The following is a 16,158-nucleotide window of genomic DNA, read 5'->3' as shown; positions in this document are numbered from 1 at the left end:
CGAGTGAATAAGAATGACGTTTTCTGTGCTCTCCCCGGATGATCTTGGCCCCACCATTTGCGCTGGCGAAATACTGGTCGAGATCGTTGCAACAACCGTGGGCGACGGCTTTTTCGAAGCACAGCCACTGATTGGTCCTTATCCAAGTGGCGCTCCGGCAATTTTCATTTCGCAATGCGCGCGTATGGGCAATCAGTCCGCTATGGTTGGATGTGTGGGAGACGACGATTTTGGACGTGTGAATATCACGCGTCTTGAGAATGATGGAGTCGATGTTGCGGGCATATCCATTGATAAGGATTTTCCGACCGGTAGTGCTTTTGTGCGCTATCGATCTGATGGGTCGCGCGATTTTGTTTTCAATATTGTACAGTCTGCTGCGTCTCGCTTTGGCTGGACCGCCAATGTTGAAAAGCTTGCGCACCGTGCCGGGCATCTGCACGTCATGGGATCGGCACTGTCGATGCCTGCGGCGCGCGGAGTAATCGAACAAGCGGTTACTATCATCAAGGCGCGGGGCGGGACGCTCTCTGTTGATCCCAATCTGCGTAAGGAAATTAAACAGGATGCAGATACGGCGCAGTTTTTTGCACGGTTGATTTCCATGACGGATCTGTTGCTGCCATCTGGCGAAGAGCTTGAGCTTGCGGCAGGGGTTGAAGGCGAGGCCAACGCAATCGGGCATCTGTTCAAGCTGGGCGTGAAAGAGATCGTACTCAAGCGCGGTGGCGAGGGTGCAAGTTATTTTGCAGCCGATGGGACGCAGCTTCATCAGAGCGCGTTTATCGTTGATGAAATCGATCCCACCGGCGCAGGTGATTGCTTTGGCGGCGCTTATGTTGCTTGCCGCAGGCTGGGTCTGTCGCCCGATGTTGCGCTTAACTACGCCTGTGCCGCCGGTGCGCGTAATGTTACGCGACGGGGGCCGATGGAGGGGGCGGGAACACGCGCAGAACTCGATGCTTTCATGGTTGCAACCAAGCGCAGAACGTGACGGGCACTTGCCCAACACTTTTGTACGAACGTTGCCGATGAGGATTATGCTTTAAGGAATAGGGACCAGATTTTTTCTTTGTTCATTTTTTAACGCGCTTCCAAGCGACGCTTAAACGCTGTTTTAAGCATATTTATCGGTGCATAGCCTGCGAATGAGGAATGATTATCCAAATACGACGTCAATTGGTCAATTGTCGTCGAATTTGGTTTTTTTCTTGCGCTTTGGATGCTAAGTCGCTCTCGCGATCAATGTCGACAACCTTATATGGCGAATTCATCAGCATAGCCGAAGCCTGGAAGCCCCCAACATGACTGCACGTCTTTCATTCGCGCGTGAGCGTATCAATGTTCTTCTTCTCGAAGGTATCAACCAGTCTGCTGTCGATTATTTCAAATCGTCCGGCTACACCAATGTCGTTCATTTGCCAAAAGCACTGGACAAGGCTGATCTGATTGAAGCAATTTCGTCCGCACATATCGTGGGTATTCGCTCGCGCACGCAGCTCACCGATGAAGTGTTTGCAGCAGCGCAGCGTCTGATTGCCGTCGGATGTTTTTCGGTAGGCACCAATCAGGTTGATCTGAAAGCAGCGCGTAAGCGCGGTGTCCCGGTTTTCAATGCGCCTTTCTCGAATACACGCTCCGTTGCCGAGTTGGTGATTGGCGAAATCATCATGCTTATGCGGCGCATTTTCCCGCGCTCCACTTCTGCGCATAGCGGCGGCTGGGACAAGAGTGCCACGGGCAGCCGCGAAGTGCGTGGCAAGACGCTGGGCATTGTTGGCTATGGCAATATCGGTTCCCAGGTTGGCAATCTGGCTGAAAGCCTCGGTATGACGGTCCGCTACTTCGACATGACCGACAAACTGCAATATGGCAACGTGATCCCGACCGAAACACTTGATGAGCTGCTTGAAATTTCGGACGTGATCAGCCTGCATGTGCCATCGAACAAGTCGACGGCCAAGATGATCACCGAAGCCAAGCTGCGCAAGATGAAGAAGGGGGCTTTCCTCATCAACAATGCGCGTGGTTCTGTGGTCGATCTGGAAGCACTCGCCAAGGTTCTCAAGGAAGGTCACCTCGCAGGGGCTGCGATTGACGTTTTCCCGGTTGAGCCAGCATCCAACAAGGATCCGTTCGTTTCGCCGTTGCAGGGGCTGGAGAATGTCATTCTCACACCGCATATCGGTGGCTCCACCGAAGAGGCGCAGGAGCGCATCGGCATGGAAGTCAGCCGCAAGCTGGTGGAATATTCCGATGTGGGTTCGACGCTCGGTGCGGTCAATTTCCCACAGGTGCAATTGCCTGCACGTCCAAACGGCACGCGTTTCATGCATGTGCATGAAAACCGTCCGGGCATTCTCAACAGTTTGGTCAATATCTTCTCATCGCATAATATCAACATTATCAGCCAGTTTTTGCAGACCGATGGCGAGGTTGGTTATGTCGTGATTGAGGGGGATGCAATGGAAGATCATGCTGACGAGGTTCTTCAGGCTATGCGCGAGATTCCGGGCACAATACGCACTCGTCTGCTTTACTAGAGCACATTCCGAAAAGCCCGAAGCGGTTTTGCGTGGGATAATGCGTGGAAACAAACCGATAGAGCATTTCCAATGATTCAATCAAAACAGGAAATGTTCTAGGCGTCAAACGCTTGCGGTCATGCCGCCATCAACATGAAGCACCTGGCCATTGACGAAGGAAGAGGCGCTGCCGCTAAGATAGACCGCAGCGCCGACCAGTTCTTCGACATTCCCCCAGCGGCCCGCCGGTGTCCGCTTTTCCAGCCAGCCGGTGAAGTCAGGATTATCGACCAACGCCTGATTGAGTGGTGTTTTGAAGTAGCCCGGTGCAATTGCATTGATCTGGAGCCCGTGTTTGGCCCAGTCGGTTGCCATGCCGCGTGTCAGGTTGCGCACGGCACCTTTGGTTGCGGTATAGGGCGCGATTGACGGGCGGGCGAGTTCGCTTTGCACGGACGCGATATTGATGATCTTGCCGCGTTTGCGACCGATCATATGACGCCCAACAGCCTTGCCGACATAGAAGACACTTGAAACATTGGTTTCCAGCAGTTGCAGCCATTTGTCTTCCGGGAAATCCTCAAGCGGTGCACGATGCTGCATTCCCGCATTGTTGATCAGAATCTCAATTGCGCCGATGTCGCGCTCGATAGCATCGACGCCTGCTTTGACGGCTTCACGATTAGTCACATCGAAGGTGGAGATATGCGCTTTATGACCTGCATCTTGCAGGATCTTCACCGCAGTTTCGACTTTGGCCTGATTGCGGCCGTTGATGACGACCTCCGCGCCATGTTCCGCCAGACCTTGTGCGAGCGCGAAGCCAATGCCCTGATTTGACCCCGTTATCAGCGCCAGTTTTCCCGACAGGTTGAACAGCGGAAATGTCATAAGTTTCTCCCAGATATTCAGACGCATGAATGGTCTTTGGTACGCATATTCTTGCTTAAATGCTATCGATAACAGACACAAAGTTGAACAGCGGGAGAACCCCAAAACGGCGTTTTAAAAAATCGATATGCGGTTTTTTCCGTTTTTCCGCATGAAAATATGCTTAAGGCTTTCGAGATTGCAGGAGCATCGCACCCGGCCCATGAAAGTTCAGTTGCGCTTTCAAAGTCTGATGCTCAAAATGCCAATTAAATGAATAGTTTGATCAGTCGGCTTGAGCCGGATAGCAAGGCCATGTAAGGAGGACCTTGGGAGCAAGAGGAGGAACTGATGAAGATTACCGCACTGGAAACTGTGCGTGTGGCAGAGCGCGCCAATCTGCTGTGGGTTCTTGTTCATACGGATGAGGGGATCACCGGACTTGGCGAAACATTTTTCGGTGCGGAAACTGTTGAAGCTTACATCCATGAATATGTTGCACCACGGGTTATTGGCCGCGATCCACTCGAAATAGACCGTCTGGCATCTGACCTTGTGGGCTATGTCGGCTTTCGCTCATCTGGAGCGGAAGTGCGCGGCAACTCGGCCTTTGATATCGCCTTATGGGATATCTTCGGCAAAGCGACAAACCAGCCAATCGCGCAGCTTTTGGGTGGGTTCACCCGCCGCGAAATCCGAACATACAACACCTGTGCAGGCACGGAATATATCAAGAAAGCGACGGGTCAGACCACGGGCAATTATGGCCTTTCAACCGGTCGTGATTATGATGATCTGAATGGCTTTCTGCACAGGGCAGATGAATTGGCCCACTCTCTTCTTGAAGAGGGCATCACGGCTATGAAAATCTGGCCTTTTGATGCTGCTGCGGAAAAAACGCGCGGTCAATATATCGCATCGTCGGATATGAAAGCAGCGCTTGAGCCTTTTGAAAAAATCCGCAAGGCCGTTGGCGATCGCATCGATATTATGGTGGAATTCCACTCCATGTGGCAGCTTTTGCCCGCGATGCAGATCGCAAAAGCGCTGACGCCTTATGGCACTTTCTGGCATGAAGACCCCATCAAGATGGACAGTCTCTCCAGTCTCAAACGCTATGCAGACGTTTCTCCTGCGCCCATTTCCGCATCTGAAACGCTGGCCTCGCGATGGGGCTTTCGCGATTATCTTGAAACCGGCGTTGCGGGCATTGTCATGCTGGATATTTCCTGGTGCGGCGGATTGTCGGAAGCGCGGAAAATTGCGTCCATGGCTGAAGCGTGGCATCTGCCTGTTGCCCCCCATGACTGTACTGGTCCGGTGGTGTTGTGTGCTTCGACCCATCTTTCGCTCAATGCGCCGAACGCACTGGTGCAGGAGAGTGTCCGTGCCTTTTATCGGACCTGGTATCGCGATCTTGTCACGGCTTTGCCAGAGGTGAAGAACGGCATGATTACGGTGCCGCCCGGCCCGGGTCTTGGTATGGCATTAAACCCGGAGCTGGACAAAGCATTCACGGTAAGCCGCCGGGTTTCAGATACAGCCTCGATATAAGGTCGAGCAATTTAACTTACAGTCATGATCGGAGGCTCCATGTCTGCCACCACGCAACCACACCACGGCGGTAGCGCCATGCCAGCAATCGCCGGACCGGCTATTATGCTTATCGGCATGCTGATGTTTTCATTAAACGATGCAATGGGTAAATGGCTTGTCGCCAGTTACAGCGTTGGTCAGGTTATTCTCATTCGCAGCGTTGCGGCGCTTATAATTTTGGCGCCCTTTCTTTGGCGGGCTGGGCTTCAACCCATTGTGAGAGCAGAAAAACCTTTGCTGCAAGCAGCACGTGTTTTCTTTTCGACCTTGGAGGTCTTTGCGTTCTACTATGCGGTCATGTATCTGCCGCTGGCTGATGTTATGACATATTGGTTGGCCGCTCCGATCTATGTGGCGGCGGCTTCGCCTTTTCTGCTTGGCGAAAAAGTTGGCTGGCGTCGCTGGACAGCCATTGGTATCGGTTTCGTGGGGGTGATTATCGCGCTTAATCCTTCCAGTGCCATGTTTACCGCGCCCGCAATTATTTCAATTCTCGGTACGATTGCCTTTGCTTTCATGATGGTCTCAGGCCGCAGCCTACGCGCCACACCGGACAAGACGCTGGTTTTCTTTCAATTAATGGGTGCGCTGATCGCGGGCTTCATTTTTGCGCCGTTTGACTGGCGGCCGATGGAAACGTCTACCGATCTTGCACTCATGCTGCTTTTGGGAATCGTTGCGATGGCTGCGCATATGCTCGTTAATCGCGCATTGAAAATATCCGATGCGGCAACAGTCGCTCCGTTGCAATATACGCTTTTGTTGTGGGCTGTGCTGTTTGGCTGGATGTTCTTTGGAGATGTTCCGAGAACAAGCATGATGATCGGCGCAGTGCTCATCGTGGGATCAGGGTTGTTCATCTTCTTCCGTGAACAACGGGTAAAGCGGGAAGCCTGAAAGCGTATTCTTTATCTTTCAAAAACTTCTCAATGAAAAAAGCCCGCGGTGAATGAACACTGCGGGCTTTCCTTTTTGCATTGGTGCTTAGATTTACTTGCGCAGATCAGCGAGGATGCTCTGAACGCGGTCAACGATATCCGGGCCGATGTCAGCCTTATGCTTTTCGTAGATCACCTGAGACTTTTCGAGGATGCGGGCATGTTCTTCGGGCGTGATCGTGTTGAATTTAACGCCAGCCGCTTCGATTTTTGCCAGCGACTTCTTGTTCAGTTCGGCAATCACGCTGCGTTCGACATCGCGACCAACGCTGGCACATTCCTTCAGAGCAGCCTGTTCTTCAGGAGAATAGGTGTTGAAGATGGGCTTGGAGAACAAGAAAAGAAATGGTGTGTAAGCGTGTTTTGTTTCGGAAACATATTCCTGCACTTCATAAAATTTAGAGGTGTCGATTGTCACATAGGGATTTTCCTGTGCATCAATCGCCTTTGTTTCCAGCGCGGAGAAAACTTCACCAAAGGCCATTGGAGTGGCATTGGCGCCAAAATTTTTGAATGTATCGAGGAAGATATTGTTCTGCATAACGCGAACTTTCATACCTTCAAGATCTTCCCATTTGTTGACTGGGCGCTTGGAGTTGGACAGGTTGCGGAAGCCGTTCTCCCAATAACCCAGATTAACCAGACCTGCTGCATCGAGCTTTTCATTCAGAAGATCGCCGAATTCACCATCCATGACGGTATAGGCTTCTTCAGCGTTGGCGAACAGGAACGGAAGATCGAAGACGCCGAGTGCTGGAACAATGCCAACCAGAGGCGAAGAGGACGTGACAACGGCTTCCTGAACGCCAGAACGCAGAGCCTGCGTTGCCTGAAGATCACCGCCTAAAGCGCCACCCCAGAATGCGGTCAGCTTCAGCTTTCCATCCGATTTTTCATCAAGACATGCCTGCATTGCCTTGATGCCATCGCCAACCGGGTGATCAGCATTGATGCCATTGGAGACGCGGATATTGCGGCTCTTGAATTCAGCCTGCGCTGGTGCAATGGCAAACGTTGCAACGGCAGAAACCAGTGCGGTTGTTGCGATTAGGAATTTTCTCATAAGTATCCTCCCAGAGTTATAGAAAGTAGAAGAAACCAGTGGCTCAATAGAGCCAGCTGGCAGGAACAAGAACGAGACTTGGGAACAGAACCAGAAGGAGCAATACGCAAATCTCGGCAATCAAGAACGGAAAAACGCCTGTTATGACACGACCGAGCGGCACGCGGCCAACGCCGGAGACGACGTTCAGCACAACACCAACCGGTGGTGTGAGAAGGCCGATAGATGTGTTCATGATAAAGAGAACGCCGAAATAAACAGGGTCAATACCTGCTTTTTGGATAATCGGCATCAGAACCGGCGTTAAGATCAGAATCGTGGGTGTCAGATCAAGTGCTGTACCCACAACCAGAACCAGAAGCATGATCACGAAGAGCAACAAGGTCGGACGGTCGATCAGTGGTTCGATATAATTGCTGATCTCAGCCGGAATATTCGCTGCTGTAATAAGCCAGGCAGACACGAGAGCCGCGCAGACAAGGAACATAACAACAGACGTTGTTTTCGCGGCTCGAAGAAACACGTGACCAAGATCGGTAATCTTGAGTTCGCGGTAAATGAACATGCCCACAAAGAGGGCGTACATGGCCGCAACGACCGCCGCCTCAGTGGGCGTTACAATTCCGGCCCGGATGCCACCCAGAATGATGACAGGCATGCCAAGTGCCCATGCAGCGCGACCACTGGCTTTCAGGCGCTCTTTGCCTGAAACGCGAGGAAGAGTTTCGACTTTGTCCTTCCGGACAACCAACAGCCAGGTGATGATGAGACAGATTCCCATCAAGATGCCGGGGAAGATGCCTGCCATGAAAAGTTTGGTGATGGAGACATTGGCGGCGACACCGAAGACAATGAAGGCCATTGAAGGTGGAATGACCGGCGCAATAATGCCGCCTGCAGCAATAAGGCCGGCAGAGCGAGGAACATTATAACCCGCCTTGGCCATCATCGGAATGAGAATGGCAGCAAGTGCTGCAGTGTCGGCAGCCGCAGAGCCGGAAATCGACGCCATGATGATGGCCGCGAAAATGGCGACGATGCCCAATCCACCGCGAATATGACCAACGCAGGCAATTGCAAAATCAATGATCCGGCGGGACAGGCCGCCTGAGTTCATCAACTCACCAGCGAGAATGAAGAAAGGGATCGCCAGCAGTGTGAATGTATCAGCGCCTGCAATCATGTTCTGCGCAATGATCTGCGTATTGAACATGTCCATGTGCCACATCAGCGCGACACCACAGAGCATAAGTGCAAAAGCGACCGGTACGCCGATGGCCATGGCGCCGACGAGCGATCCAATGAATACGAGAAGAGTCATCAGGCACGCTCCGAGAGTTTTTCAATGCTAGTATGTTCACCCGCGAAGGCAGAAATTTCGTCTTCGGTGATGCGGCCCGTTACAATGCGGAACAGTCTTTCAAGCGAAATCAGGAAAATGCCGGCGCCCGTGAACAATCCGATGCCGTAAACCCAGCCCATGGAAAGACCGCTCACAGGCGCGACCATGGAGGCGTTGATTGGTAGTTGCTGCCAGGTTCCCCAAAACAGGACCGCCGAAACGCCCAGAATGATCAGGTTGGAAAAGCCCATGAGAACAATTCTGCCGGTTCGCCCAAAGCGTGAAACGACCGTTTCCACACCCATATGCAGGTTTTCACGGTGTGCAACGACGGCACCAATAAAGGTCAGCCAGACAAAAAAGTATCGGGACATTTCATCGGAAATGGCAATGCCTGAATTCATGCCATAGCGAAGGACAACATTGATGAAAACCATCAGTGCCATGCTTGCCAGCGCCAAAATCATAAGCAGCGCCAGAAATCGGAAAAACAGATCAGTTAGCTTCTTGATCATGACATCATGCCTTTTGTATTCGGCGCAGAGACGCGGTCGAACAAAATAGCATTTTGCACATTGGCAGGCAAAATTCTGAGTGCACTCAGCGAATGCTTTGAATTCAAGCGACCCTCCTCCCGATAGCCTCCCTCCAATGGAAGCTACAATTATTTGTTTCCTGTCTCCGGCACAGGGAAACATACGACTCAACATTTAGCGACAAACAGGTCGCTTGCTGGCCTTCTCCTCCACATGGAACAAGGCTATGCTCATCTTATAAGACAGCGGCCTCCAAAACCGACGCTGCCTTATTGTCAGGATGTCTGACAACCGTGCCAACTGTTTTAGTTGGAGTTTGTTTCCCTGTCCAGAACTGAAATTACGTGTTCAGTGATCGTCTGTTAAAGCTTAACTTTAAACGGTTGTCTGCGTTATCAGCGGGCCCGCAAAAAACATCGATAGAGATTGACCGTCGCTCCGCGCTTCGCAGCAACGCATGCAGGCAAAGGTTCCCCACATATTATGTGCGCAAAGTCCGCCCGCATGCAGCGCGCCTGTGTATATTCTTCAGGCGCTTGCTTGAGAGTTCACAGGAAAGCTCAATTGGCAGCCCGGATTCATCACGTGAGCCGGATCAATTGCAGTCTTGATCTTGCTCAGCAACTGCCTGCGAATATCAGGCAGGCGTTTTTCAAAATCTGGACGCTTCAGACGGCCAATCCCATGTTCTGCGCTGATTGAGCCTTGGTAACGTTCGAGCACATCATTGATGATGTTTTTGGCTGCATAAATGCAGGCATCAATCTCTTTGCGATCAAGCATCATGGGCGGCAGAACATTGAGGTGAACATTGCCGTCGCCAACATGACCGTAAGACACGCAAATGCACTCTGGAAGAGAAGCATAAACGGCAGCTTCTGCGTCACGGACAAAATCGGCGAGGCGCGACAATGGCACAGAAACGTCTGTCCGCAGATGTGGCCCACGCTTGGCCTGACCTTCATTCATTCCTTCGCGGAACAGCCACAGTTTACGGGATTGGTCATGCGAAGTTGCAATAACCCCGTCCACAACAAGACCATCCTGCATGACGTTTTCAAGAAAGCGCTGCATGAGGTCTTCAATATCGATCAGGCCGGAGCCGGAAATTTCCATCAGCACATAGGCCGGGTAATTTCCATCCATCGGTAGGGCCAAATCCGGCATTGCTTCGCGTGCCAGAGTGAAGGCAAGAGGTGGCATGAACTCGAATGCCGACATCAAGTCGCAACAATCATATCGTGCGCGGCGATAGAGCGCGATCGCATCATCAAGAGAATTCAGTCCGAGCAGCGCGGTCGTGACCTGTTCAGGATGCGGCATAAGCTTGACGGCAACGGCTGTAATGATGCCCAAAGTGCCCTCAGCGCCAATGAACAGCTGCTTCAGGTCTATACCGCGGTTATCTTTGCGCAGCGTTGAAAGGCCATCGAAAATGGAGCCATCCGGTAGCACAACTTCCAGACCGAGGACGAGTTCACGCGTCATGCCATAGCGCAGCACATTAATGCCGCCTGCATTGGTGGACACATTGCCGCCAATGCGACAAGACCCCTGTGCGCCCAGCGCAAGTGGAAAGAACATTCCAGCCGCTTCAACCCTGTCCTTGAATTCCGACAGAATGCAGCCAGCCTCGACGACTGCCGAAAAATCATCGGCATCAATGCTGCGCACCGTTGTCATGCGCTCAAGGTTTAGAACAACCTGCGTTGCTGGGGAATCGGGTATTGCGCCAAGCACAAGACCGGTATTGCCGCCTTGCGGGACAATGGAAAGTCCACGCGCGCTCACCGCTTTTACGCATGCGGACACATCTTGTGTGGAGCGCGGACGCAGCACCGCAAGAGCACTGCTAATCACATCATCGTGCCAGTCCCGGCAATAGCGATCCATATCGTCGCCGCACAGAACAAGGTCTGCTCCCAATTGAGCGACCAGCGCCTGCACATGATCTGATGCGATGTCAGCGGCGCTCGTTGGTCTGATTTCCAGTTGCATGATTCCTCCAGCCGCCTGCCTGCCTTGTTCGATGATGCAGAGGGCAAATTCATTATTTTGGTTTTCAAGCGCATGATATAAGGTTATCAGACAACCTTACAAATACTTTTTCGGGCTTGTGGTGTTGGAGCACACAGAATCGAATAAGACCTGTCGTGGAGGAGAAGACAATGCATATTATGATTATAGGCGCGGCAGGTATGGTCGGCCGCAAGCTGTCGCAGCGATTGGTTAAAGATGGCGGCCTTGATGGCAAGTCAATCGAAACACTGACGCTGGTCGATGCCGTAAAGCCGGAATCGCCTGCAGGTTTTACAGGCAAGGTCAGGCTTGAAAGTGGCGATTTTTCTGTACCCGGCACCGCTGAGAAGCTGATCGAAACACGCCCAGATATCATTTTTCATCTGGCGGCCATTGTTTCGGGTGAAGCAGAGCTTGATTTTGATAAGGGATACCGGATCAATCTCGATGGCACGCGCCTTCTGTTTGATGCCGTTCGCCACGCGCACATGGAAGACGGTTATTTTCCGCGCATTGTTTTCACGTCTTCGATTGCAGTTGTCGGCGCGCCGCTGCCGTTTCCTATTCCCGATGAGTTTCACCTGACGCCACTAACCAGTTATGGCACGCAGAAGGCAATCTGCGAGTTGCTGTTGTCGGATTATACGCGGCGCGGCTTTTTCGATGGCATTGGTATCCGCTTGCCGACGATTTGCATTCGTCCGGGCAAGCCCAATGCCGCCGCATCAGGCTTCTTCTCGAATATCTTGCGTGAGCCCTTGATCGGGCAGGAAGCCGTGTTGCCCGTATCCGAAGACGTTCGTCATTGGCATGCTTCGCCGCGCTCTGCCGTTGGCTTTCTCATTCATGGGGCGACGATGGATCTTCAGCGCGTTGGAGCGCGCCGCAATTTGTTTATGCCGGGTCTTTCCGTCACCGTCGGAGAACAGATCGAAGCATTACGCCGTATCGCCGGTGAAAAAGCGGTCGCGCTTATTCGTCGCGAGCCGGATGAGATGATCATAAAGATGTGTGCGGGATGGGCGCCGGGTTTTGAAGCCAAGCGCGCGCGTGCGTTGGGCTTTGAGGCAGAAACCTCATTTGACCAGATTATTCATGCTCATATTGAGGATGAGCTTGGAGGTTCGCTTTGACGCGCAAGATTGCTTTCCTTGGCACAGGCCTTATGGGCGCGCCAATGGTTCGACGCCTGCTTGGTGCTGGTTATAGCGTTTCTGTGTGGAATCGCGACAACACAAAGGCCGAGCCCTTGGCCCAAAAGGGTGCGATTGTCGCCACAAGCGCTGTTGAAGCAGTCAAAGACGCCGATCTGGTTTTTACAATGCTCTCCGATGGCAAAGCGGTCGGCGCGGTGCTGTTTGATGGGGGCGTTGCAGCCGCGCTTAAGGCGGGTGCCGTTGTCATTGATACTTCGTCTATCGCTCCACCGATTGCGCGGGAACATGCGCAGCATTTGAATGCAATGGGTATCCGGCATATTGATTGCCCTGTTTCCGGCGGGACTGTCGGAGCAGAGGCAGGAACCCTTGCACTCATGGCTGGTGGTGATGGGGCACTTGTTGAAGAACTGGCGGATGTGTTTGCAGCTCTTGGCCGTGTTACGCATGTCGGGCCTTCGGGTGCGGGGCAGATATGCAAGCTTGCCAACCAGCAGATTGTTGCAATCACCATCGGTGCCGTTGCTGAAGCCATGATGCTGGTGGAAGCCGGTGGTGCGGATCGCGGCAAGTTTCGCGATGCCATTCGTGGTGGCTTTGCGGAAAGCCGCATTCTGGAACTGCATGGCAAACGCATGGTAGAGCGCAGTTTTGAGCCGGGTGGACCTTCACGGTTACAATTGAAAGATCTGGATGCAGTCGCAGCAATGGCTGAAACTCTGTCCCTTGAGTTGCCGCTGACCGAGGGAGTTCGTGATGAATTCCGCGCATTTGTAGAATCCGGCCATGGGGAAAAGGACCACTCAGGCTTGTTGATGTATTTGGAGAGGCTCAACAATCGTGAGCGGGAGGAAGACCAATGAATGATGATCGAAACACGCCGCGTCGACTACGCTCTCAGGATTGGTTCGATAATCCCGATCATCTGGATCTGACAGCGCTCTATCTTGAGCGCTTCATGAATTATGGCACCACGCCTGAAGAATTGCGTTCGGGCAAGCCAATCATTGGTATTGCCCAGTCTGGCAGCGATCTCAATCCCTGCAATCGACATCATCTTGATCTTGCAAAGCGTATCCGGGACGGTATCCGGGACGCGGGCGGCATTGTCATTGAGTTTCCAAGTCATCCGCTGTTTGAAAACTGCAAGCGCCCGACGGCAGCGCTGGATCGAAATCTGGCCTATATGACGCTGGTTGAAATCCTCTATGGATATCCGCTTGATGGCGTTGTGCTGACAACGGGTTGCGACAAGACCACCCCATCCGCTTTGATGGCCGCTTCGACTGTTGATATTCCGGCAATCGTGTTTTCGGGCGGACCTATGCTTGATGGCTGGCATGAGGGCAAGCTCGTAGGCTCCGGCACGGTGATATGGCAGTCGCGGCGCAAATATGCAGCGGGTGAAATTACCAAAGAAGAATTTCTTGAAGCAGCGCTGAGTTCTGCGCCGTCCGTCGGCCACTGCAATACGATGGGAACGGCATCGACGATGAATGCTATGGCAGAGGCGCTTGGCATGTCGCTTACAGGTTGCGCTGCCATTCCGGCGGCCTATCGTGAGCGCGGCCAGATGGCGTACCGCACAGGCCGCCGCGCGGTCGAACTGGTGCTGGAAGACATCCGTCCATCCAGTATTCTGACGCGCGCATCATTCATCAATGCGATCAAGGTCAATTCGGCGATTGGCGGTTCAACCAATGCGCAGCCACATCTGATGGCGATGGCAAAACATGCCGGTGTGGAACTGAGGCCAGAAGACTGGCAGGATGAGGGGTTTGACATCCCGCTGCTTGCCAATATCCAGCCAGCGGGTGAATATCTGGGTGAGAAATTCCACCGGGCGGGCGGTGTTCCGGCAATCATGTGGGAACTGCTCTCGGCGGGAAAGCTTGACGGGTCCTGCGCAAGTGTTACCGGAAAGACGATTGCCGAAAATCTCGAAGGTCGACAAGCTTCCGATCGCGATGTGATTTACCCTTATGCACAGCCGCTCAAGGAGCGTGCGGGCTTCCTTGTCATGAAGGGCAATCTGTTTGATTTTGCCATCATGAAAATGAGCGTTGTCTCACCGGAATTTCGCGAACGTTATTTGTCTGAACCGGGCCGCGAGGGTGTTTTCGACGGTCGTGCCATCGTTTTTGACGGATCAGAGGATTATCATCAGCGCATCAATGATCCTGCGCTCGATATTGATGAGCGCTGCATTCTGGTCATCCGGGGCGCTGGTCCACTCGGCTGGCCGGGTTCTGCCGAAGTCGTCAATATGCAGCCACCGGATCACTTGTTAAAACGTGGCATTACGAGCCTGCCAACGATCGGGGACGGTCGCCAATCGGGAACAGCGGACAGTCCGTCCATTCTTAACGCTTCACCGGAAAGTGCTGCGGGCGGCGGTCTGGCTTGGGTGCGCAATGGCGATATCATTCGCATCGACTTCAATGAAGGCCGGTGCGATATGTTGGTGGATGATGCCGAGATTGCACGCCGAAAAGCAGACGGCATTCCAAAAACACCGGCGGATGCCACGCCATGGCAGATGATCTATCGGCAGACCGTCACCCAACTCGCCGATGGCGCAACAATCCGCGATGCGGAAAAATTCCGCCAGCTCTCGAAGACACCTCCTCGGCACAACCATTAATCGACATGGTTCGCCATTTGGTTCTTAAGAGCATTTCCAGCAAAAGTGCGAAGCGGTTTTGCGGGGCATAATGCGTTAAAACAGATATTTAGAGCGCCGATCTGATTCAATCAGACGGCGCTTTAAGCTTTTCGATGTGTCCCAAAGCCTGACCGACATCCTCACCCCGCTCAGGTCGGATTATGCTCCCATCACCCATGGTATGACTGGACGTCACACGTGAGATGCGGATGCGTTTGACGGTTTTACCCTCTCCAACCTCCATCCATTGCACAGCGGCATTTTGGTCTGTGTCATTGAGCAGTGCTATGATGTCGAGCCCGCGATGCTGGAGTTCACGCAGTGCGCGGTTTGGCAATAGTCGGGACAGGAATTTCAAGGGGGCAGCGGGTAGTTTGAATTGTTCCACGCAGATGCCGTCAACATATTTCTCGATAAGAATGAAGTTCATGGAACGACCTTTCTACGTTCGTTATAAACGGCCTTCTTATGGCCAAAGAGGAAGCCTGGATCAGGTAGGATCACGGCCACTATATGCAAAACCATAAGCGCGGTTCGGGGAATCGTGCTGTAGGAGTTGTTTGAAACATCCCCTTGAAGATGTTGATAGCTCAAAACACGCGCTTTCGCCCATGAGGTGCGGGTCCACAGGTTGATGACCAGACTTGTGTGGTCATTTCAGCGCTCTTCGTCCGAAATTCTCAATCAGATAATCGATGTGGTGGGCATTGTTTGCAATTCGCTTCCAAAGCCAAACCATCAGGCAGCACATGAGCCCCCACGCGATGATAACGTCTGAAAGAAAATGGGCTCCAAACATGACACGATTAAACGATGCAAATAATAGAATGGGTGTGAGAATAGCCACGCTTGTCGCGCGCCATTTTGCCGGTATCAATACGATTATTGCAAGTGTTGCAGCCGCAGTCGCCGCTTCCCCTGAAGGGAATGAACAATTACGACCGCATTGAGCCGCATATTGCCAAACAGGCGTAAACTCAAACGAGCCGCCAAATTCAACCAAGCTGCGTGGCCGCGCACGTCCCATGAAATTTTTGAGAATCTGCACTGTAAGAAATGGCCCCATAAGAAACGTCAAAATGACGAAAAAAGCCTTGTGGGGGGGAAAGAGCTTAAACTTTCGCGGCTTAAGAGCGTAAAGAAATATGAGCACACACATCAGAACGAGCAGGTAGATCATCGCGCGGCGGTTGGCGTTGCGTATTGCCAGCAGGATTGAATTTTCCGACAGCGGAAAGGTGTGGCCAGTTGCAAAAAAGCGTGTAACTGCCAAATCAAACGCAGGAAACATAATAAAAATGAGACTGGATGCCAGAAGAAAGCCGATAGCACGCGTCGTGTAAGCGGACAGCCATCTGTGCTGGGCAACATCCGCCCGATAAGAAATATCGCTGCCGCTGGAAACAAGATTGTGCATTTCGATAGCCTTGCAAAATTAACATGGCCA

At 52.6% G+C, this 16,158-nt stretch carries 14 protein-coding genes; 7 read left to right on the top strand and 7 right to left on the bottom strand.

Going from position 1 to position 16,158, the window contains the following annotated elements; all coding sequences use genetic code 11:
* Positions 1–13 precede the first annotated feature (13 nt).
* On the top strand, positions 14–994 hold the full coding sequence (locus tag OPR82_RS15970) for a tagatose kinase (protein ID WP_265985927.1): 981 nt from the start codon (positions 14–16) through the stop codon (positions 992–994).
* A gap of 310 nt (positions 995–1,304) precedes the next feature.
* Entirely contained in the window at positions 1,305–2,543 is a 1,239-nt protein-coding gene (gene serA, locus OPR82_RS15965; protein WP_265985926.1) for a phosphoglycerate dehydrogenase, read from the top strand.
* A gap of 105 nt (positions 2,544–2,648) precedes the next feature.
* On the opposite strand, the gene OPR82_RS15960 is transcribed toward serA, so the two are convergent.
* Positions 2,649–3,416 carry an SDR family oxidoreductase gene (locus OPR82_RS15960; protein ID WP_265985925.1) on the bottom strand — a complete coding sequence of 256 codons (768 nt, stop codon included), beginning with the start codon at positions 3,414–3,416 and terminating at the stop codon, positions 2,649–2,651.
* A gap of 330 nt (positions 3,417–3,746) precedes the next feature.
* Between OPR82_RS15960 and OPR82_RS15955 the strand changes: the two genes are divergently transcribed.
* Positions 3,747–4,949 carry a mandelate racemase/muconate lactonizing enzyme family protein gene (locus tag OPR82_RS15955; protein WP_265985924.1) on the top strand — a complete coding sequence of 401 codons (1,203 nt, stop codon included), beginning with the start codon at positions 3,747–3,749 and terminating at the stop codon, positions 4,947–4,949.
* Positions 4,950–4,988: 39 nt separating this feature from the next.
* Complete coding sequence (locus OPR82_RS15950; RefSeq protein ID WP_396998340.1) at positions 4,989–5,888, top strand: DMT family transporter; 900 nt, start codon at positions 4,989–4,991, stop codon at positions 5,886–5,888.
* A 93-nt stretch (positions 5,889–5,981) separates the two neighbouring features.
* On the opposite strand, the gene OPR82_RS15945 is transcribed toward OPR82_RS15950, so the two are convergent.
* From OPR82_RS15945 to OPR82_RS15930, 4 genes are all read right to left on the bottom strand, one after another.
* Positions 5,982–6,992 (bottom strand): TRAP transporter substrate-binding protein, encoded by a 1,011-nt coding sequence (locus tag OPR82_RS15945; protein WP_265985923.1) that lies wholly within the window; start codon positions 6,990–6,992, stop codon positions 5,982–5,984.
* Between the two features lie 43 nt (positions 6,993–7,035).
* Positions 7,036–8,313 carry a TRAP transporter large permease gene (locus tag OPR82_RS15940; protein WP_265985922.1) on the bottom strand — a complete coding sequence of 426 codons (1,278 nt, stop codon included), beginning with the start codon at positions 8,311–8,313 and terminating at the stop codon, positions 7,036–7,038.
* Complete coding sequence (locus OPR82_RS15935; protein WP_396998342.1) at positions 8,313–8,849, bottom strand: TRAP transporter small permease; 537 nt, start codon at positions 8,847–8,849, stop codon at positions 8,313–8,315. Before OPR82_RS15935 ends, OPR82_RS15940 begins: the two co-directional genes overlap by 1 nt.
* A 549-nt stretch (positions 8,850–9,398) precedes the next feature.
* Positions 9,399–10,868, bottom strand: a complete 1,470-nt coding sequence (locus OPR82_RS15930) for an FAD-binding oxidoreductase (RefSeq protein WP_265985921.1) — start codon at positions 10,866–10,868, stop codon at positions 9,399–9,401.
* Positions 10,869–11,038: 170 nt separating this feature from the next.
* Here OPR82_RS15930 and denD point away from each other — a divergent pair, with 170 nt between their 5' ends.
* From denD to OPR82_RS15915, 3 genes are read left to right on the top strand one after another with little or no spacing between them, the layout of a single operon-like run.
* Positions 11,039–12,022, top strand: a complete 984-nt coding sequence (gene denD, locus OPR82_RS15925; RefSeq protein ID WP_265985920.1) for a D-erythronate dehydrogenase — start codon at positions 11,039–11,041, stop codon at positions 12,020–12,022.
* Positions 12,019–12,909: an NAD(P)-dependent oxidoreductase gene (locus OPR82_RS15920; RefSeq protein ID WP_265985919.1), complete on the top strand. Its 891-nt coding sequence runs from the start codon at positions 12,019–12,021 to the stop codon at positions 12,907–12,909. Before denD ends, OPR82_RS15920 begins: the two co-directional genes overlap by 4 nt.
* Positions 12,906–14,690, top strand: coding sequence for an IlvD/Edd family dehydratase (locus tag OPR82_RS15915; RefSeq protein ID WP_265985918.1), 1,785 nt, complete (start codon positions 12,906–12,908; stop codon positions 14,688–14,690). Before OPR82_RS15920 ends, OPR82_RS15915 begins: the two co-directional genes overlap by 4 nt.
* Before the next feature lie 106 nt (positions 14,691–14,796).
* On the opposite strand, the gene OPR82_RS15910 is transcribed toward OPR82_RS15915, so the two are convergent.
* Both OPR82_RS15910 and OPR82_RS15905 read right to left on the bottom strand, forming a co-directional pair.
* Positions 14,797–15,141: a hypothetical protein gene (locus OPR82_RS15910; protein ID WP_265985917.1), complete on the bottom strand. Its 345-nt coding sequence runs from the start codon at positions 15,139–15,141 to the stop codon at positions 14,797–14,799.
* Between the two features lie 222 nt (positions 15,142–15,363).
* Positions 15,364–16,128 (bottom strand): phosphatase PAP2 family protein, encoded by a 765-nt coding sequence (locus OPR82_RS15905; protein ID WP_265985916.1) that lies wholly within the window; start codon positions 16,126–16,128, stop codon positions 15,364–15,366.
* Between the last annotated feature and the right edge of the window lie 30 nt (positions 16,129–16,158).

The sequence above is a fragment of the Ochrobactrum chromiisoli genome (assembly GCF_026241335.1).
GTDB classification, from domain to species: Bacteria; Pseudomonadota; Alphaproteobacteria; order Rhizobiales; family Rhizobiaceae; genus Brucella; species Brucella chromiisoli.
Note: the sequence above shows the minus strand (reverse complement) of the source record. Positions and strands in the feature narration are given on the sequence as shown.